The sequence below is a fragment of the Roseomonas sp. CAU 1739 genome (genome assembly GCF_039839775.1).
Taxonomy (GTDB): domain Bacteria; phylum Pseudomonadota; class Alphaproteobacteria; order Acetobacterales; family Acetobacteraceae; genus Neoroseomonas.
Map to the genome: position 1 here is coordinate 45,948 of NZ_JBDOQQ010000001.1, position 17,809 is coordinate 63,756.

The 17,809-nt window shown below is 70.5% G+C and carries 18 protein-coding genes; 9 read left to right on the forward strand and 9 right to left on the reverse strand.

Annotation, left to right across the window (positions count from 1 at the left end; translation table 11 throughout):
• Window positions 1–388: 388 nt before the first annotated feature.
• The 6 genes from AAFN86_RS00185 to AAFN86_RS00210 all read left to right on the forward strand — a co-directional run bounded on the left by AAFN86_RS00185 (window position 389) and on the right by AAFN86_RS00210 (window position 6,708).
• On the forward strand, window positions 389–1,402 hold the full coding sequence (locus AAFN86_RS00185) for an NAD-dependent epimerase/dehydratase family protein (protein ID WP_347541120.1): 1,014 nt from the start codon (window positions 389–391) through the stop codon (window positions 1,400–1,402).
• Window positions 1,399–2,367: a tripartite tricarboxylate transporter substrate binding protein gene (locus AAFN86_RS00190; RefSeq protein WP_347541122.1), complete on the forward strand. Its 969-nt coding sequence runs from the start codon at window positions 1,399–1,401 to the stop codon at window positions 2,365–2,367. Before AAFN86_RS00185 ends, AAFN86_RS00190 begins: the two co-directional genes overlap by 4 nt.
• Window positions 2,337–3,845, forward strand: coding sequence for a long-chain fatty acid--CoA ligase (locus AAFN86_RS00195; RefSeq protein ID WP_347541124.1), 1,509 nt, complete (start codon window positions 2,337–2,339; stop codon window positions 3,843–3,845). The genes AAFN86_RS00190 and AAFN86_RS00195 overlap by 31 nt, the downstream gene beginning before the upstream one ends.
• A 270-nt stretch (window positions 3,846–4,115) precedes the next feature.
• Entirely contained in the window at window positions 4,116–5,561 is a 1,446-nt protein-coding gene (locus tag AAFN86_RS00200; RefSeq protein ID WP_347541126.1) for a fatty acid--CoA ligase family protein, read from the forward strand.
• Window positions 5,558–5,827 carry an acyl carrier protein gene (locus tag AAFN86_RS00205; RefSeq protein ID WP_347541128.1) on the forward strand — a complete coding sequence of 90 codons (270 nt, stop codon included), beginning with the start codon at window positions 5,558–5,560 and terminating at the stop codon, window positions 5,825–5,827. The genes AAFN86_RS00200 and AAFN86_RS00205 overlap by 4 nt, the downstream gene beginning before the upstream one ends.
• Complete coding sequence (locus tag AAFN86_RS00210; protein ID WP_347541130.1) at window positions 5,827–6,708, forward strand: hypothetical protein; 882 nt, start codon at window positions 5,827–5,829, stop codon at window positions 6,706–6,708. The genes AAFN86_RS00205 and AAFN86_RS00210 overlap by 1 nt, the downstream gene beginning before the upstream one ends.
• 22 nt (window positions 6,709–6,730) lie before the next feature.
• Here AAFN86_RS00210 and AAFN86_RS00215 read toward each other — a convergent pair whose 3' ends face one another.
• The 5 genes from AAFN86_RS00215 to AAFN86_RS00235 all read right to left on the reverse strand — a co-directional run bounded on the left by AAFN86_RS00215 (window position 6,731) and on the right by AAFN86_RS00235 (window position 10,654).
• Window positions 6,731–7,588, reverse strand: coding sequence for a LysR substrate-binding domain-containing protein (locus AAFN86_RS00215; protein ID WP_347541132.1), 858 nt, complete (start codon window positions 7,586–7,588; stop codon window positions 6,731–6,733).
• 245 nt (window positions 7,589–7,833) lie between these two features.
• Window positions 7,834–8,616 carry a DUF2076 family protein gene (locus AAFN86_RS00220; RefSeq protein ID WP_347541134.1) on the reverse strand — a complete coding sequence of 261 codons (783 nt, stop codon included), beginning with the start codon at window positions 8,614–8,616 and terminating at the stop codon, window positions 7,834–7,836.
• 365 nt (window positions 8,617–8,981) lie between these two features.
• Complete coding sequence (locus AAFN86_RS00225) at window positions 8,982–9,398, reverse strand: CoA-binding protein (RefSeq protein ID WP_347541136.1); 417 nt, start codon at window positions 9,396–9,398, stop codon at window positions 8,982–8,984.
• Window positions 9,395–9,904 (reverse strand): N-acetyltransferase family protein, encoded by a 510-nt coding sequence (locus AAFN86_RS00230; protein WP_347541138.1) that lies wholly within the window; start codon window positions 9,902–9,904, stop codon window positions 9,395–9,397. Before AAFN86_RS00230 ends, AAFN86_RS00225 begins: the two co-directional genes overlap by 4 nt.
• Window positions 9,905–10,654: an arylmalonate decarboxylase gene (locus AAFN86_RS00235; RefSeq protein ID WP_347541140.1), complete on the reverse strand. Its 750-nt coding sequence runs from the start codon at window positions 10,652–10,654 to the stop codon at window positions 9,905–9,907. It abuts the gene before it with no gap.
• Between the two features lie 121 nt (window positions 10,655–10,775).
• Here AAFN86_RS00235 and AAFN86_RS00240 point away from each other — a divergent pair, with 121 nt between their 5' ends.
• Window positions 10,776–11,750, forward strand: a complete 975-nt coding sequence (locus AAFN86_RS00240; protein ID WP_347541142.1) for a tripartite tricarboxylate transporter substrate binding protein — start codon at window positions 10,776–10,778, stop codon at window positions 11,748–11,750.
• Between the two features lie 74 nt (window positions 11,751–11,824).
• On the opposite strand, the gene AAFN86_RS00245 is transcribed toward AAFN86_RS00240, so the two are convergent.
• The 3 genes from AAFN86_RS00245 to AAFN86_RS00255 form a co-directional block, all read right to left on the reverse strand.
• Complete coding sequence (locus AAFN86_RS00245) at window positions 11,825–12,592, reverse strand: hypothetical protein (RefSeq protein ID WP_347541144.1); 768 nt, start codon at window positions 12,590–12,592, stop codon at window positions 11,825–11,827.
• Entirely contained in the window at window positions 12,589–13,221 is a 633-nt protein-coding gene (locus AAFN86_RS00250) for an isochorismatase family protein (protein WP_408906573.1), read from the reverse strand. Before AAFN86_RS00250 ends, AAFN86_RS00245 begins: the two co-directional genes overlap by 4 nt.
• Before the next feature lie 154 nt (window positions 13,222–13,375).
• The gene (locus AAFN86_RS00255) at window positions 13,376–14,563 is read right to left on the reverse strand and encodes an FAD-dependent monooxygenase (RefSeq protein WP_347541145.1); all 1,188 of its coding nucleotides are present in this window, start codon (window positions 14,561–14,563) and stop codon (window positions 13,376–13,378) included.
• A gap of 125 nt (window positions 14,564–14,688) precedes the next feature.
• On the opposite strand from AAFN86_RS00255, the gene AAFN86_RS00260 reads away from it, so the two are divergent.
• Together AAFN86_RS00260 and AAFN86_RS00265 are read left to right on the forward strand one after the other, a co-directional pair.
• Entirely contained in the window at window positions 14,689–15,504 is an 816-nt protein-coding gene (locus AAFN86_RS00260; protein WP_347541147.1) for a S49 family peptidase, read from the forward strand.
• Between the two features lie 23 nt (window positions 15,505–15,527).
• Window positions 15,528–16,631 carry a DUF4274 domain-containing protein gene (locus AAFN86_RS00265; RefSeq protein ID WP_347541149.1) on the forward strand — a complete coding sequence of 368 codons (1,104 nt, stop codon included), beginning with the start codon at window positions 15,528–15,530 and terminating at the stop codon, window positions 16,629–16,631.
• Window positions 16,632–16,675: 44 nt separating this feature from the next.
• Here AAFN86_RS00265 and AAFN86_RS00270 read toward each other — a convergent pair whose 3' ends face one another.
• Entirely contained in the window at window positions 16,676–17,809 is a 1,134-nt protein-coding gene (locus tag AAFN86_RS00270; protein ID WP_347541151.1) for a M20 family metallopeptidase, read from the reverse strand.

The following is a 17,809-nucleotide window of genomic DNA, read 5'->3' on the forward strand; positions in this document are numbered from 1 at the left end:
CTTGCTGGAGGATGTCCGGAGACGGGCTTCGCCGTTCTTCGGATCAAGGCCGCGGGACACCGTTTCCTCGTGCTGCGCGCCTGATCGGCACCCTTTCCCCCCCTGGCGTCCCGGAGCCGCGGCTTTCCAGATGTCTCCTGCCATTGGGCGGGATGGTCCGGAGGGGCGGAGCCCGCCCGCGGTTCCGTCGGTCCTGTCGCGCGTCCGCGGCTGCCCACGAAGCAGATCCTGATCAGGTGCACTCATCTGATCGGGCGAAGATGCTCCCGACAACACACGGCCCGGGTCGTTCCCGCGCGCCAGGATGAGCGGAAACGGCTCTAGCCGCCGCGCTGTGGCCGCGCGATCATCCCCACCAGGAAATCGTTCAAGAGGGATTGGAACGCGCATGACTGCCGCCGTGCCGGTTGCCGGCCACAAGTTCATCATCGTCGGAGGCGCGAGCCTCGTCGGTTCCGCCACCGCCGCCGAATTGCTCGATGCCGGCGCCTCCGAGGTGGTGCTGTTCGACAATTTCTCGATGGGGTCCGAACAGGCCATCGCGCATATCCGCGACAATCCCCGCCTGAAACTGGTGCGCGGCGACGTGATGCGGCTGCCCGACCTGCTGCGTGCGATGGAAGGCTGCGACGGCGCGCTGCTGCTGGCCGCCTACATGACGCTGAACATGAACACCGACCCCTGGGGCGGCTTGGACGTCAATATCCGCGGCGTGCAGAACGCGCTGGAAGCGGCCCGCGTGAACAAGGTGAAGAAGGTCGTCTTCGCGTCGTCCAACGCCGTCTATGGCTATGGCCCCGGCGTGAAGGGCGACCTGGTGGAGGACACGCCGTTCCATTCCGTCGGCGCACCGCCGGCCGCCATCCTGTACGGCGCGACCAAGATCATCGGCGAGCAGCTCTGCCGCGATGCCAAGCGCCGCTACGGGCTCGACTACGTCGTGCTGCGCTACTCGACCGTCTATGGCGAACGCCAGCACTACCGCGCGGCGAACGCGCTCTACATCATTGAGACATGGGACAAGGTGAAGAAGGGCGAACGCCCGCAGGTCTTCGGCGATGGGTCCGAGACCAAGCACTTCGTCTATGTCGGCGACCTCGCGCGGGCCAACCGCATGGCCTTCGAGGCCGATGCGACCGACGTCGCGGTGAACACCTCCGGCCCGAAGCCGGTCACCACGCTGGAACTGGTGCGTATGGTCACCAAGCTGGCCGGGTCGGACATCCAGCCGGAATTCGTCGGCGACACGCCGGGCAAGGTACGGCTGACCTCCGGCGGCGCCTTCCGCATCGCCCATGAGGAAGCGCACCGCGCCATCGGCTGGAAGCCGCAGGTGGAGATGGAGGAAGGCCTCCGCCGCCTGATGGCCTGGATCGACAGCAACGAGGGGAAGACGTCATGACGACGACGAGAAGGACGCTGCTGGGCGTCGGTGCGGGCCTTGCGGCACCTGGTATCGCGCCCGCCCTGGCACAGGCGAATCGCTGGCCCGACAAGCCGGTCGAGATCGTCGTCGGCTTCGTCGCCGGCGGTGCGACGGACCTCGACGCGCGCGCGGTGGCACCCATGCTGGAACGGCGCATCGGCGGATCGGTCGTGGTGGTGAACCGTGCCGGCGCGGGCGGCGAGGTGGCGCTCGCCGCCGTGGCCCGTGCGCGGCCGGATGGGCATGTGCTCGGCACCACCAACATGCCGGGACTGCTGACCATCCCGATCGAGCGCACCGCGCAGTTCAAGCTGGATGACTTCGCCGGCATCGCCAACATGGTCACCGACCCGACGGCGATCACGGTGCATGAGGACAGCGCCTACCGGTCCATGCAGGACTTCATCGCGGCGGCGCGCGCGCGGCCGGATGCGATCACCTACGCCTCGCCGGGTGTCGGCACCGACGACCATCTGCAACTCGTGTTGCTGCAGGCGATGACCGGCACGAGCTTCACCCATGTGGTGTTCCAGGGTGATCCGCAGCTGATGGCCGCCGTGCTGGGCAAGCAGGTCGATTCGATGGGGCTGAACCTTGGCCCGGTCTCGGCCAACCGCGACAAGCTGCGCACCCTGGCGATGGCCGGTGCCGCGCGCAGTTCCTTCCGCCCGGACGTGCCGACGCTGAAGGAACTCGGCTTCGATATCGAGATGGCCTCGGAGCGCGGCCTGGTGGCACCCGCCGGCACGCCGCCCGCGGTGCTCGCGAAGCTGCGAGAGGCGATGGCCGACGTGGTGAAGGACCCGGCCTTCGTCAGCGCCTTCCGCGCCCGCTTCACCGAACCGCGCTACGAGGATGGCGAGGCCTGGTTCACCCGGCTGCGCGGCTTGCAGGAAGGCTATCGCACACTGTGGCAGCGCACGCCCTGGGCGCAGCGCTGACCCGCGGCGTGGCAGGAACGGTCGTCGCCGCGATCGGGGCCGTCGCGGCGCGCGATCCGTCGCGGACCGCGGTCATCGATCGCGGCGAACGGCGAAGCTACGCCGCGCTCGACCTTGCGCTGCGGCGGGCGGCCGCCTGGCTCCACCTGCAGGGCATCGCCCCGGGTGCGACGGTGGGGCTGACGCTGCGCGCGGAATGGCCGCATCTCGTGGCGTCCCTGGCGCTGTTCCACCTCGGTTGCCGTCAGGTCACGCTGTCGAGCCGCGATGCGCCCGCGATGCGCGCCGCACTCGCCGCGCGGCTCGGCGTGTCGGCGGTGATCGCCGATGGCGTGGCGGATGCGATGCCGGGCGCGCTGCTGCTGCCGCTGCCCGACATTGCCGTGATCGCGGCCGATGCCGCGCTCGATGCCCATGTGCCGCGGGCCGTCGGGGGCGGCGGCACATTGGTCATCACCAGTTCCGGCACCACCGGCCGGCCGAAGCTGATCGCGGTGGCGGAACCCTTGCTGGCCCTGCAGGGCAGGTTGACCGCGCCGCTCGGCGTGGTGCGGCTGCGCACCGTCGGCAATGAATTCAGCACCGCGAAGCGGCTGCAATTGCACACCCTCTCCGCGGGCGGCACCGACCTGCTGGCCAACAACCTGGATGGCACCGGCCTGCCCGAGTTCTGTGCCGCCTTTGGCGTGCAGCGGCTCAATATCGCGACGCTCCGCGCCGAGGCGCTGCTGGCCGAGGCGGCGCGGCCCGGTGCGACGCGCTGGCCGGCCGCGACCGCCATCACCCTGGCCGGCGGGCCGGTCCCGGCCGCGCTGCGCCAGCGCCTGATGGCGGAACTGACGCCGGAGGTGCATGTGCTCTATGCCACCTCCGAGACTGGTCCGGTCTCGATCGCCGGCCCGGCCGACCACGGGCTCGACCCCGCGACGGTCGGCCGGCCATTCGCCGGCGTCGCCATCGAGGTCGTGGACGATGCCGGCCGGCCCCTGCCGCCTGGCGAACGCGGCATGGTCCGCATCCGCAGCCCGGCCGCCGTCGCAGGCTATCTCGACGACCCGGAGGCGACGGGGCGCGCCTTCCGCGATGGCTGGTTTCTCCCCGGCGATGTCGGGTCGATGCTGCCGGGCGGGGCGCTGTCGCTCGCCGGGCGCGGCGACGACATGATGAACCTCGGCACCATCAAGATCTTCCCCGCGGAGATCGAGGCGGCGGCGGAAGGCTTCGCCGGTGTGCTGGATTGCGCGGCCTTTCCCATGCGCGCCGCCGGGCTGGGCGACATTCCGATGCTCGCGGTGGTCGGCGCCGAGGGCTTCGATGCGGCGGCGCTGCTGGCGCATTGCCGTGCGCGGCTCAGCCTGCGGGCGCCACGCAAGGTCATCGTGCTGCCGGCGCTGCCGCGCAATGCGGCCGGCAAGGTATTGCGGCGCGACCTGCCGGGGCTGGCGGCGCAGCAGCCGGGCCCGCGCGACGGCGGCTGAGATGGCACGCGTGCCCGCGCCCGCTTCACCGAACCGCGCTACAAGGATCGCGGGGCCTGGTTCACCCGGCTGCGCGGCTTGCCGGAAAGCCATCGCTCCCCACGGCAGCGCGCCCCGGATCCAGCGATGAAGGCAGGCGCATCGGCCAAAAATTCGCCCGGTCGATGCGTCCCCGTGCGCGCGACGCCTTGCCAATGCCTTGCCGATTGATGCGGTCTTGTTAATACCGCATCAATGAGAGCGATACGCAGTCACAGGATCCAGGGTCGCTTGAACGCAACCACCGCACAGGCGCCGCTCATCTCGGCAGCGATCGAGGCGACGGCGCTCCATGCACCGGACCTGTCCGCCTGCATCATCGATGGCGCGCCGCTGAGCTATGCCGCGCTGGTACGGCAGGTGCGGGCGCTGGCCGGGCAATTCTCCCGCGCCGGGCTCGCGCCGTGCGATGCGGTCGGCATCACCCTCGCCGATGACCGGGCCAATATCCTCACCTCGCTGGCGCTGATCCGCCTCGGCTGCCGGCAGGTGGCGCTGCCGCCGCGCGACCCGGTGCCGCTGCGGGAGGACCTCGCCCGGCGCCTCGGCCTCGTCGCGGTGGTCGGCACCGCCGCCGGTGATGCGCTCGGGGATGCGGCGCTGATCCTGCCCGATTTCGAGGCTGCCGCCGCCGCGCCCGATGTCCCGGCGCCGCCGCCGGCTGGCGGGGCGGAACTGGTGGTCGGCACCTCGGGCACCACCGGCCGCCCCAAGCTGATGGTCGCGACCGAGCCGATGATGGTCGACAAGGCCGAAATCCTGGCGGGGTATGGCCGCGTCTTGCTCCATCGCCTCGGCTTTGATGGCAATCACGGCAAGCGGCTGACGCTGCGCAGCCTGGTCACCGGCGGTACCGAGATCGTCGGCGGCGGCGCGACGCCCGAGGAGATCGCGGAACTCGTCGCGCGCTTCGGCGTCGGCCGCCTGCATTTGCAGCCGCAGGCCGCCGCCGCGCTGCTCAAGCTCGAAGGTGGGCAGGCCGGCCGCTGGCCGCGCGCGGCGCGCATCTTCACCACCGGCACCCGCATCCCGCAGCCCTTCCGCCTGCAACTCCAGGCAGCGCTGGGCTGCGAGCTTCATGTCCAATACGGCACCACCGAGGTCGGCATGGTCAGCATTGCCGGGCCCGGCGACCATGCCGCGCATCCCGACGCGGTCGGCCGCCTGCTGCCCGGCGTGACGGTGGAGGCATTGGATGATGGCGGCCGCACCCTGCCAATCGGCGAGGAAGGTCTGCTGCGCTTCCGCTCCGCCGGCGCGGTGCGCAGCTATCTCGACGATGACGCGGCGAATGCGCGCCATTTCGGCGATGGCTGGTTCCGCCCGGGCGATGTCGGGCGCGTCACCCCGGCGGGCGACCTGCTGGTGTCCGGGCGGCGCGACGACATGATGACGCTTGGCATCATCAAGATCTTCCCCGCCGAGATCGAGGCGGTGGCGGAAGGCTTTCCCGGCCTCGCGGACTGCGCCGCCTTTGCGGTGCATTCGGAGCGCTTCGGCGATATTCCCGTGCTGGCGGTGGTGGGCGGGCTGGGCTTCGACGCGGCGGCGCTGCTCGCGCATTGCCGCGCACGGCTTGGCGTTCGCGCCCCGCGCCGCGTGCTGGAACTGGCGGCGCTGCCGCGCAATGCCCAGGGCAAGGTGCTGCGGCGCGACCTGGCGGCGCGCCTCGCATGACGCGTGACGCCGCTGCACTTCGCGCCCTGGTGGTTGCCGCCGTGCGCCAGAATCCGCTGACCCTTCCGGACGATCCGTCGCTGCTCGACCGGCTCGACGATCCGGCGGTGGATGCCTCTTTCGACGCGTTCGGCTTCGATTCCCTGGCGCGCATGGAAATGTGCATCTGGATGCAGTTGGAAGCGGCGATCGAACTGCGCGAGAGCGACCTGATCGACCATCCGACCATCGCCGCACTCACCGCGCATCTGGTGATGCTCGGCTGATGGACCTGCCGGCCGCCTTCGCCGCCTGCCGCACCGAAGCCGATTTCTACCGTGTCCAGGTTCCGGCCGAGAATGTGATGACGCCGTGCGAGGTGGAAACCCTCGCTGCGCAGGCCGGCGGGCTGCCGGAACCGGCGCAGGGATGGATCCGCCGCCTGCGCTTCCAGATGCGGCGCGTGCATCCGGCGCCGGAGCCGTATCGCCGCCGCCCCCTGGCCGACCATGTCATCCTGTATGAAGGCGAGGGCCCGGCGGATGCGCCGCGCGACCTCGTGCTTGCCATGGCCGGGATCGGCATGCGGCTGATGATGCCGGTTGCGACCGTGCTGCAGGCGCTGCCCGCGGACCGCTGCGACATCATTCTGATGAGCGATCCCGGCATGGCCGGCTTCCTCCGCGGCGTGCCGGGCTATGCCGAGGATCCCGTCGCGCTCGTGGCGCGCCTGGCGCAGGACGTGCCCCTGGCGCGGTACCGCGCGGTGCGCGCCTTCGGCACCAGCGTGGGCGGTGCGGCGGCGCTCTGCTACGGCGCGCTGCTTGGCGGGACCGTCGCGCTCAGCCTTGGCGGCGCCCATCCCCCCGCGCTGCCCCTGCGCCGCGCCGTGGGCGAGCTCGACCGCCGCATCTTCGACCGGCTGCATGCGGGGCTGGTCGAAAACAGGACACGGATGATCTGCGCCTTCGGGGCGGAGAATCCGCTCGATGCCCTGCGCTCCCGCCTGCTGCGGTTCACCCGGCCGGGCAGCCGCGCCCTCGCGGTGGCGGGGCTCGAGGAGCACGGGGTGCTGCTGGGCCTGCTGCGCAAGAATGCGATGCGCCGCTTCTTCGCCGAGTTGTTGCTGTCCGACACGGCCTGGCCGAATGAGGTCTGGCAGCCGTGACGCTGCGCGGCCGCGGGGCGGATCAGCCCGCGGCCAGGACGACACTGTCGCGAATGAAGCCAATCAGCGGTTCGACCAGCGCCGATCGACCCTCCGCATCGCCGAACAGGCACATCTCCGCCGTGCCGCAGCGTGGCAGGTCGGCCAGTTCCACCAGCCCCGGCGGCAGCCCCGCGCGGCCCAGCACCGTTGTCGCGAAACCTGCCTGCGCGGCGGCCGCGACGCCGGGCAGGGAGGCGGAGGTGAAAACCACCTCGAAGGCCATGCCCGCACGGGCGAGCGCGGCCAGCGCCCTGTCGCGAAACATGCAGCCCTGCGGCAGCATCGCGATCGGCAATGGGCGTTCGGCGGGTGGCGTCCAATCGGGGGCGGCGACCCAGACGATGGTCTCGGTGAAGATCGGCCGGCCTTCCGTCTCCCCGTCGCGACGCTTGCCGAGCACGAGGTCGAGCGCCCCATCGGCCATGGCGGCGCGCAGTTCGTGACTGCGGCCGACTTCGACTTCCAGCCCGACCTGCGGATAGGTGCGCGTGAAACTGGCCAGCACCGGCGCCAGGTTGCGCGGGATGAAATGGTCGGCCACGCCCAGGCGCAGCCGGCCTTCCACCGGTGGCGCGATCATCCGCCGCACCGCCTCGTCGTTCAGCGCCAGGATGCGCCGCGCATAGGCGAGCAGTGTCTCGCCCTCGCGTGTCAGCGCCACGCCGCGCCCGCCGCGGTCGAGCACGCGTTTGCCCAGGATGTCCTCGAGCCGCTTCACCTTGAGGCTGATCGCCGATTGCGTCAGGCCAAGCGCGGTGCCGGCGGCGGTGAAGCCGCCCCGCTCGGCCACGGTGACGAAGCCGCGCAGCAGGTCGAGATCAAGGTCGGGAACGCGCATGACATGAGGAACCATCATGCGCGCCGGCGCGTCAATGACATCCGCAAATGAAAAGGCCGGACCCCGAGGGGCCCGGCCCGATGTGCCGAGGGATCAGGCTGGTGGCGCTTGCGCCCCAAGGTCGGGTCCGGCTGGTCGCATTGGGCCTGGAACGCCCGCGCCTACACCGCGCCAAGCCACCGGGTGGCGGCACTGGCGCCCGGGGCCAACCCGGATTCCCACGGCCCCGGCATGGGCCGTCGGTATCAAACCTCCTCGTCGCTGCCCCAGTCGCCGCCGCCACCATCCGCGCCGGCATCCTGCTGCGACCAGGCGTCGTCCACCGGCGTCGCATCCTGCTGGCCCCACCCGCTGCTGTCGGCCGGCGCCTTGGCGCCGCCATCGAAGCCCGCGACCTGCCCGGGATCCGTCCAGGGCGAAGAGACCGGGGACGCATCCGCCCCGCCAGTGGCGAATGGGCTGGCCGCCTGCGCGGCGCCGCCATGCCCGCCAAAGGCGCTCGACAGCATGTTGCCGAGCATCATGCCGCCGGCCACGCCCGCCGCCGCGGCAACCGCGGTGCCGAGAAAGCCCATCCCGCCACGGCCCTGCTGCTGCATGGCCTGCGGATTGTAGCCGGCCGGATACTGCGGCTGCGGCGGGGGCGGCATCGGCGGCGGCATGTTGGCCGCCGGCCGGCCGCCGAACATGCCGCCGAACAGGCCACCGCCGCCGGCCTGCGCAGCCTGGGCCTGGCCCTGGCGGCGGGCGTTCTCCACCTCCCATTCCAGCCGCTGGATGCGGTTGTTCGCCTCGACCAGCGCCGCCTCCTGCACGAAGGCGGTCTGGGTGATGCGGTACCGCGCCTCGGGGTAGCGGGCGAACAGGTCGGCGATGAAGGCATCCGCCTCCGGGTCCACCGGCGGAAGTGCCGGGCGCTGCGGCGCGGGTGCGGCGCCCCATGGGCCGCTCGGTGGCTGCGCCACCGCGGCATTGCCGCTGATCCGTTCCACGAAGGCGGAGATGATCCGCCGTTCCTCATCCGTCATCAGACTTCATCCTCACCCGGCTGGACGGCGGCGCGCCTCGATTCGACGCGCTCTGACCGTCGCGCAGCGAATTGGCCCGGCAAGTGGCGGGATTCAAGGCTTGGCGATGTTACGGAACATGGGCGCGTGATTGGAGGGGCGCCGCCCCTCCAAACCTCCCCGCCAGGGGGCAACGGCCCCCTGGACCGCGGGGACCTGGCGCCCCGTGCCGCGGTGAGGCGCCAACGATGGGGTGAGTGCCGTGGGGTGTGCCGGCGAACGCGCACCAGGGGTCCTGACGACGGCCGCCTTGCTTGGTGCTCGATCCAACGGTGAAGGCTCTCTGTGGGGCCAGGACCGGGGAGGCGTCCTTCTCGGTCCTGCCGTCAGACCTTCGCCGGAAGCGCCAGCCGCCGCCATTCGATCGCCGGGCAGCGGTCCATCACCACGACCAGCCCGGCCGCTCGCGCCCGCGCCGCCGCGGCTTCATCCACCACGCCAAGCTGCATCCAGACCGAACGTGCGCCGAGTGCGATCGCTTCGTCCACCACCGCGCCGGCCTCGGCCGATCGGCGGAAGATGTCCACCATGTCGAGGGGAGCCGCCTGGGCCAGCATGGCGACGGAGGGCACGCCATGCACCGTACGCCCCGCCAGCGCCGGGTTCACCGGAACCGCGTCGTAGCCGCGGGCAAGCAAGAAGCCGAAGACGCCATGGCTCGGCCGGTCCGCACGGTCGGAGGCACCGACCACGGCGATGCGCCGGGTCGTCAGCAGCAGGTCGCGGATCTCGGCATCGGTCATCGCGGCGCCCCCGGCGCATCGAGGAACTTCTGCATCAGCTCCACATCGAGCCAGCGGCTAAATTTCCACCCGACCTCGCGCAGCACCGCGCCGCGGGCGAAGCCCAGACGTTCATGCATGCGGATCGACCCGGCATTGGTCGCATCCACCGCGGCGATCATCACATGCTTGCCCAAGCGCCGCGCCGGGTCGAACAGGGCGGCGACCAGCGTGGACCCCAGGCCGCGCCCGCGCGCATCGGCGCGCACATGCACCGAATGCTCGACGGTGTGGCGATACCCGGGATAGGCGCGGAAATCCCCGAAGGTGGCGAGGCCGAGCACGCCATCCCCATCATCGGCGACCAGCACCGGATACCCCGCCACGCGACGCCCGGCGAACCAGGCGGCGCGATCCTCGGTGCTGAACGGCTCGTCCACGTAGATCGCCGTCGAAGTCGCGATCACATCGTTGTAGATGGCGGTGATCGCCGGCAGGTCCGCTTCGGTGGCGGCGCGGATAGGCATTCAGAATTCCTCGAGCAGGCGGCCGCAGCCTTCGACCCTGTCCATCACCCCGTTGGCGCGCAGCGCGTGCCAGTAGGTCGCGGTATTGATGGCGATCACCGGCTTGCCCAGCCACAGCTCCGCCATCGCCGCGAGCCGCACCATCGACAGGTTGGTGCCGACCTGGACGATGGCATCCACGTCGTCGCCGTCGATCTGCTTGATGGCGGACACGCATTGCTGCGGCGTGACCTGCGCGATGCCCGTCCAGGACCGGCATTGAAGTGCCAGGTCGCGCACCACGCTGAATCCCATGTCGCCGAAATACCGCGCGACCTCGGTATTCATCGACGGCCAGTACGGCGACAGCACGGCCAGTCGCTTCACCCCGCCATGGGCGTTCAGTGCCGCGGTGCAGGCATGCGAGCCCACCGAGATGTCGAGCCCCGACACATCCTTCACCTGCGCGATGAAGCGATCCGCCCCCTTCGATCCGTCGAAGAACGTGACCGCCGACATCCCCATCACCAGGTAGTCGGGCGAACAGGTCATCACCGAGCGCACCGCATCCAGCGTATTCGCGCCGATCAGTTCCGCCCCGGCGCGGAAGGTCTCGTTCGACACCGCATCGGCATTCGGCGTGTAGATGCGCGAATAGTGATTGGTCACGCCCGCCGGGCGCATCATGTCGAAATCCGGCTGCACGACGGTGTTGGTGGATGGACCCATCACGCCGAACAGTTTGCGCCAGCCAAGGATGTCGCGACCCATCACCATCTCCCGCATGCACCTGCGGCGCGCAGCCTGCCACAGCCCGCGCGCCGCGCCAGCCCTTGCCGGCACGCCGCATGCAAGGCCACTGTCGAATGCTTCACGCCGGAGAACCATGCCGATGACCGGGACATCCCGCCGCGACCTGCTGCTCGCAGCCCCCGCCCTTGCGCTGCCGGCCGCCGCGCGCGCCCAGGGGGCCTGGCCGGATCGCCCCGTGCGCTGGATCAACCCGGGGCCGGCCGGCGGCGCCGGCGACGTGCTGTCGCGCCTGGTCGGCGACCGCATCTCCGCGCGCATCGGCCAGCCCGTGGTGGTCGAGAGTCGCCCGGGTGCCGGGACGAATATCGGCATGACCGCCGTCGCGCGCAGCGCGCCGGACGGCTACACGCTCGGCCTCGCCTCCATCGCGTCCAACGCGGCGAACAAGTGGCTCTACCCGAACATGCCCTTCGATCCGGCGAAGGATTTCGAGGCGGTCGGCATGATCGCGCTGGTGCCCAACATCGTCGTCATCCCGCCCACCATCCCGCCGCGCAACCTGGCGGAATTCGTCGCATGGGCGAAGGCGCTCGGCCGGCCGCTGAATTTCGGCTCGGTCGGCATCGGCTCCTCGCAGCACCTCGCCGCCGCGCAGTTCGGCCAGATCACCGGCATCGAGATCATCCACGCGCCCTACAACCAGGCCGGGCAGATGAACACCGACCTGATCGAGGCGCGCCTCGACGTGCTGTTCCAGTCGATCTCGGCGGTTGCCGCCATGGCGCAGGCCGGGCGGATGCGACCGATCGCGGTCAGCGGACCCGAGCGCGTGCCCGCCTTCCCCGACCTGCCGACGATGCGCGAGCAGGGCGTGGACGTGACCACCACGGGGTGGTTCGGCCTCGCCACGCCCGCCGGCGTGCCGGAGCCGATCCTCGCGCGGCTGGACGAGATGCTGGCGGCGTCGCTGGAGGAACCGGGGCTGCGCGAACGCATCATCACCGGCGGGTCGATCCCGCGCGTGATGCGTCGGGCGGAATTCGCGCGGTTCATGGCGAGCGAGAGCGAACGGGTGGGGGCGATCATTCGCGCGACGGGGGCGACGCTGCAGTAGCAGCGGGGGAGGGGAACCTCCCCCGCACCCCCGCCCTTTTTCCGTCTCTCAACAGGGTGTGGCGGGCCCGGCGGTCAGCGGCCCATGGCGACGGCACGGCGCAGGGCGAGGCCGATGGGGACCATCCCGGGGATGACCTCACGCGTGAACAGCGCGAGCGTCGCGACGAAGCCATCCAGCGCGGCCGGCGGGGCCGGGGCGGGGCCGAGGGCGGCGATCAGGCCCGGCGCCTCCGCCGCCGCGACGGCCACCGCACCATCGCGTCCGGCCGCGACGCCATCGGGCGACAGCACCGGGTCCAGCAGGGCCAGCATCTCAGGCCAATGGGTCAGGTGCAGGTACAGGCTCGGCACCACCGAGGCATCCGACAGGCGGTGCTTCGCCGCCAGCCCCCGCACCAGGGTGGCGGCCTCGGGCGGCAGGTCGGCCAGCTTCGGCAGGGGCGGGGGCACCGGCAGCATCGCACCGACCGGCGCTGCCGCACCCGGTGCGGCCGGCGCCGCACCGGCCGCGCGCAAGCGGATCGCGGTCAGCACGGCAAGGTTCGTCAGATTGCCACGGTTGTAGGTCTCGATCAGGTCGGCGACGCCAGGGGGGGCGGCGATCGGCGCAAGCGCCGGCACCGCGACGCGTGCGGCGATGCGGTCCCGCGCCCCGGCCGCCGCGCCGGAGGCGAGGGCCGGCGCCGCCTGCGCCCACAGCCAATCCAGCACCTCCGGCAAGGCCGCCGCATGCCGCCAGATCAGGTTGACCTGCGCCACGCCGACGCCACTGCGCAACGCCGCATAGATCGCGGCGACATCGGGTGAGGCCTGTGCCTCGCGGATCTCGGGCAGGCTCACCGCGGCGCGGACCAGGCGGCTTCCAACTCCGCCCGCGTCATCAGGTCCGCGTATTTCTGGCCCATGTCGAACAGGTTCGCCTCATGCGGACCGATCGCGCGGTCGCCGACGCAATCGGTGACGCAGATCGTGCGGAAATTGTGCTGCATCGAATCTACCACCGTCGCCCGCACGCATCCCGAGGTGGTGCAGCCCGCCACCAGCACCGTGTCCACCCGGCGGAACGCCAGCCAGCCGGCCAGGTTGGTGTCGAAGAAGCCTGATGCTCCCTGCTTGCGGATCACCAGCTCGCCGGGCAGGGGCGTCAGTTCGGCAACGATCTGCGAAAGCGGCGACGTCTCGGTCAATTTTCTCAGCGACGGCGCCTTCAGCGTGAACACGCCGGCATCCGACCCGTCATCGGCATAGACGACGCGCGTATGCGCGACCGGCCAGCCGTGCTTCCGGGCAAAGGCGAGCAGCGCTACCGTCTGTTCGATGGCCGGGCCGATATTGCCGCCGCCGAAATGCGCGGGGTCCGAGAAACCCACGACGAAATCGATGATGACCAGTGCCGGCGCCTGTCCCAGGCCGGATCGGTTGCCCATGCCCTGGCGATGATAGATGTCGGCCTCGGGGTGTCCGCTCATGGCATGTGTCCCTCAAACGTCGGGCGGCCCGCATCGGCCGGCCTTGCTTGTGTTGAACTCTCAAGCGTCGGGCAGCACACATCCGTGCGGCCCGGCTTCGCGCCGTGCGCTCCTGGCCCGAGGCGGGGCCTTGGGCCGTCGAGGTCGCTTCGGGTCACGCCACCTGCTCCAGGTCGCGCAGCGATTGGATCATCGAGCTGCGCAGCAGGAAAGCGCGATGCTTCAGCGGATCCGCCGCCGTCGCGCGCAACTCGTCATGATAGGCGCGGCGCACCACGGGGTCGCGCTGGTTGAGGATCTGGCGGTTGCGCATGGTCGTTGCCTGCACCGTCTCCAGCGCCACCTTCCGGCGTTGGCGCGTGTAGCGATCCAGCAGCGCGGGGTCGGCGCCGCGCCAGACCTCCGTCAGCTTGCCGGCGAGGTTGAAGGCATCATGCACGCCGCCATTCATCCCCATCCCACCCAGCGGGTTGTTGATATGCGCGGCATCGCCGGCGATGAAGCAGCGGCCCTTCGCATAGGTGTCGGCGACGCGTTCATGCACCCGATACGCGGTGCGGTGGCGCAGTTCATACCCCGCCGGGTTCGGCACCACCGCCTGCAGCCGTTCCTCGATGCGAACAGGGTCCATCATGCGCGATTCGGGTTCGGCGGCGTCGGTGGGGAACAGCACGCGCCACAGGGATGCGGTGCGCAGCAGCACGAACCATTCCTCAGGGTCGGAGATGTAGGCGATGTTGGTCAGGTCGGCGATGTGATCGTGGAACGGGAAGGTTGTCGACAGCGTCAGGAAGATCTCGGGGATCGTCTCCCCCTCGAAGCCGATGCCGAGCGCCTTGCGCACCGCCGAGGAGGCGCCATCCGCGCCGATCAGGTAGCGGCCGCGAATCGGCTCGCGCGACCCGTCCGGGCGTTCGACGGTCAGCGTCGCGCCATCGGCATCCTGCGCCACATCGACCGCCTTCGCATCATACAGGAAGGCTTCCGTCGGCAGGCGGTCCCGCAGCATGCGTGTCAGGCGCCACTGCTCGCATTGCAGCCGATACGGGTGGTTCGTGTCGTCCTTCAGCAGGCCCAGGTCGAAGGTCGCGATTACGCCGGCATGCCGGTCGCGGAACTGCCAGGTCGGGCAGATCAGTCCCTGTTCGATCATCGCCCCGGTCACGCCGAAGCGGTCGAGCATGTCGAGCGTCGGCGGATGGAAGGTCGAGGCGCGGAGGTCGTCGGGCAGGTCGCGCGCCTGTTCGATGATGGTGATGGGAATGCCGGCATCGGCGAGCACGGCGGCGGCAACGAGCCCGGCAGGGCCCGCACCGGCAATCAGGACGCGGTCATCGGTCATGGGTGCATTGCAGCGCGCGGGGCGGCCCACGGCAAGGCTGCTTGATGCGCCCGGTGGGACGCTGGCGTCATGCGTGCTGTGAAACGCCGGCTTGATGCGGCACGCCGCGTCGGCATCTAAGGCGTATGAAACTTCCCTTCCTCGACCGCCCTCCGCGCGTGGCGCTGGTTCGCCTGGCCGGGCTGATCGCCGCGCCGTCCGGCCCTTTCGGCGCCGGGCTGAACGATGCGGGCATCGGCCCGGTGCTCGACCGTGCCTTTGCCATCAAGCGGCTGTCGGCGGTGATTCTCGTGGTGAATTCGCCGGGCGGCTCGCCGGTGCAGTCATCCCTGATCGCCCGCCGCATCCGCCGCCTGGCGGAGGAGAAGAAGGTCCCGGTCATTGCCGTGGTCGAGGACGCGGCGGCTTCCGGGGGCTACTGGATTGCCTGCGCGGCGGATGAGATCGTCGCCGACCCGGCCTCGATCCTGGGGTCGATCGGCGTGATCAGCGCCGGCTTCGGCTTCGACCAGGCGATCGCGCGGCTTGGCGTGCAGCGCCGCCTGCGCACGGCGGGGGCGGAAAAATCCTTCCTCGATCCGTTCCGGCCGGAACGCGAACCGGATGTCGCGCGGCTGGAGGATTTGCTCGGGAAACTCCATGACGAATTCAAATCCTGGGTCCGCGCGCGTCGCGGGCCGAAGCTGAAGGCGGCGGAAGAAACGCTGTTCACCGGCCGCTTCTGGACCGGGCGGCAGGCGGTGGAGCTTGGCCTTGCGGATGCGCTCGGCGATGCTGAGGGCGAGGCGAAGCGGCGCTTCGGGGAGAAGGTGAAGATGATCCGCCTTGGCCAGCGCAGGCGGCCTTTCCCGTGGCGCCTGATCCCCGGCGCGCGGGAGGGGGTGGAGGCGATCGCCGCGGTAGCCGAGGAACGCGCCGCCTGGGCCAGACTGGGGCTGTAGCAGGGCGATGGAGAGACCTACGGATGTGGCTTGGACCGCTCCTCAGCATACTTTTCAGCAAACGCAAGGCCGCCCAATCCTCGGCGGAGGCCGCGCGGCGCTTCCTCGACCTGCGTCCCCCCGTGCCGCGCAGCGAAGCGGAGCGTCTCACGGCGATGAGCGGCGGCCGGATGCGCTGGCGATCGGACGGGGTCCAGGAAGACGGCTTCAGCGTGTGGCTGAATTTCGGACCCGATGGGGTGGCACGGGACATCATCTTCGGCAGGGGCTTTCCGCCGCACCTCGACATCGACGGGTTGCGGATTGGGCTACCGCTGCCGGACTTGCTGCGCCGCCATCCGACGCTCGTGCCCGGGGCTCCGTCAGCCGCACCCTCGGCGCGCCCGGGCGTGCCGCGCTGGGTCCCTTACACCGGTGCCATGACGGCGAGCGGCCACGCGATCACTATCGCGGTGGCCGATAATCAGGTGGTCGCCTTCACTCTTGGCCTGCCGCGTGAGGCCGCGCGGGATCGCGATTTCGGACGCGAATGGGAGGTCCGGCAGCGGGAGATGCGCGAGAGCATGGCGGCAAGGCGGGCGCAGCGCCGCCGGCATCTTGGCAATCCATCGACGACCCGGGGGGACGACGACGCTATGCTCGCGACCTGGGCGCGCGAGGAGAAGGCAGCCGGTGCGCGGATAGCCGGCTGGCTGACTGGCGGGGCCTCATCGGATGAGCGCCACGCCCTCGTCCTCGGCTGGAACTGGGACCATGGGGTTGAACCCCTCTTCTGGATCGTCCGCCGCGAGGATTGCGACGTGGCGACGGCGCTTCATGTCTTCGACTTGGCCCAACCGGACGACGCTGCCCACTACGATGACCGGCTCTCGGAGATGCCAGATGCGTTTGAGGAGGGCTTCTGGCTGACCAGCGAAATCTTCGAGCGTTGGGGCCGCGGCTTCTATCGACGTTCGGAGCTCGCTTGGACGCCGGTGATGGGTCCGGCCGACCGGGTGCTCGGTCGGGATGGGCGGGCGCGTCCAGTGCCGGCGAGGATGAACACGCCGATCGAGGGGCGGCATGTTTCCCCGGACATGTTTGAGGACGGGTTCCTGCCTGGGGTCATACGCGACAGGCGATCATGACGCTGTGGCTGACGTGGCAGCGCAGCCCTTGGGCGCGGCTCGGCCTATAGCCCGGCCACCCCCGGCCCCAGCGTCTCGAACAGCCGCGCGAGCATCCGCGTGCGCGGGACCAGGCAGGCCAGCTCGATGTATTCTTCCCGCGTATGCGGTCCGCCACCGATCACGCCGAGGCCATCGAGCGTCGGCACCCCCAGCGCCCCTGTGAAGTTGCCGTCCGACCCGCCGCCCGCGACTCGTTCCCCGGCCGAGGGCAACCCTGCTTCCGCGGCCAGCATCGCGGCATAGTTGTACAGCGCCTGGATCGCCGGCGTCTTCGCGAATGGCGGGCGGCCGAGCCCTGCCGTCACAGCCGTGCGCACATCGGGGTCGTGCTGCGGCAGGGCGTGGATCGCGGCGCGCAATTCCGCTTCCTCCGCCGCCGTCGGCACCAGCGCATAGCAGATCGCGCTGCATTCGGCGGGCACCATGTTCTCATGCGTGCCGCCGTTGATGATGCCGATGTTGACGTAGAAGTTGCGCGGATGGTCGGTCAGGGATTCCAGCGCCAGGATGTGGTGCGCCATCTCCCGCACCGCGCTGCGCCCCTCGGCGTGATACGCCCCGGCATGCGCCGGCCGACCTTCGGTGCGGAGATGCCAGCGCGCGATGCCGTGACGTCCCACCGTGAACTTCCCGCCCTCGCCGGAGGGTTCGAACACCAGCGCGGCGCGGTGCCGCAACGCCTCCGCCTCGATGGCCGCGCGCGATGACGGGCTGCCCACTTCCTCATCCGGGATCATCATCACGCTGATTGGCAGGCGCGGGCGGCGGCCGGTCGCGTGCAGGTGCTGCAACGCGGCGACCGCCATCGCATTGCCGCCCTTCATGTCGTAGATGCCGGGGCCATAGGCGCGATCGCCCTCGACGCGATAACCGAACACCCCGCGCTGATGCACCGTGTCCATGTGGCCCAGCAGCAGCAGGCCCGGGCCGTTCACCTCGCCCGCCACGCGCCCGACCAGGATGTCGCCGTAGCCGTCGCGGCCGGGCATGCGTTCGATGCTCGCGCCGATGCCGCGCAACAGGGTCCCGGCATGGTCGGCGACGCGGTTCACGCCTTCGGCGTCATTGGTGGGGCTTTCGATCACCACCCAGGCGCGGACGGCATCGAGCAATCCGTCCGTCGTCAGTTCCCGCAT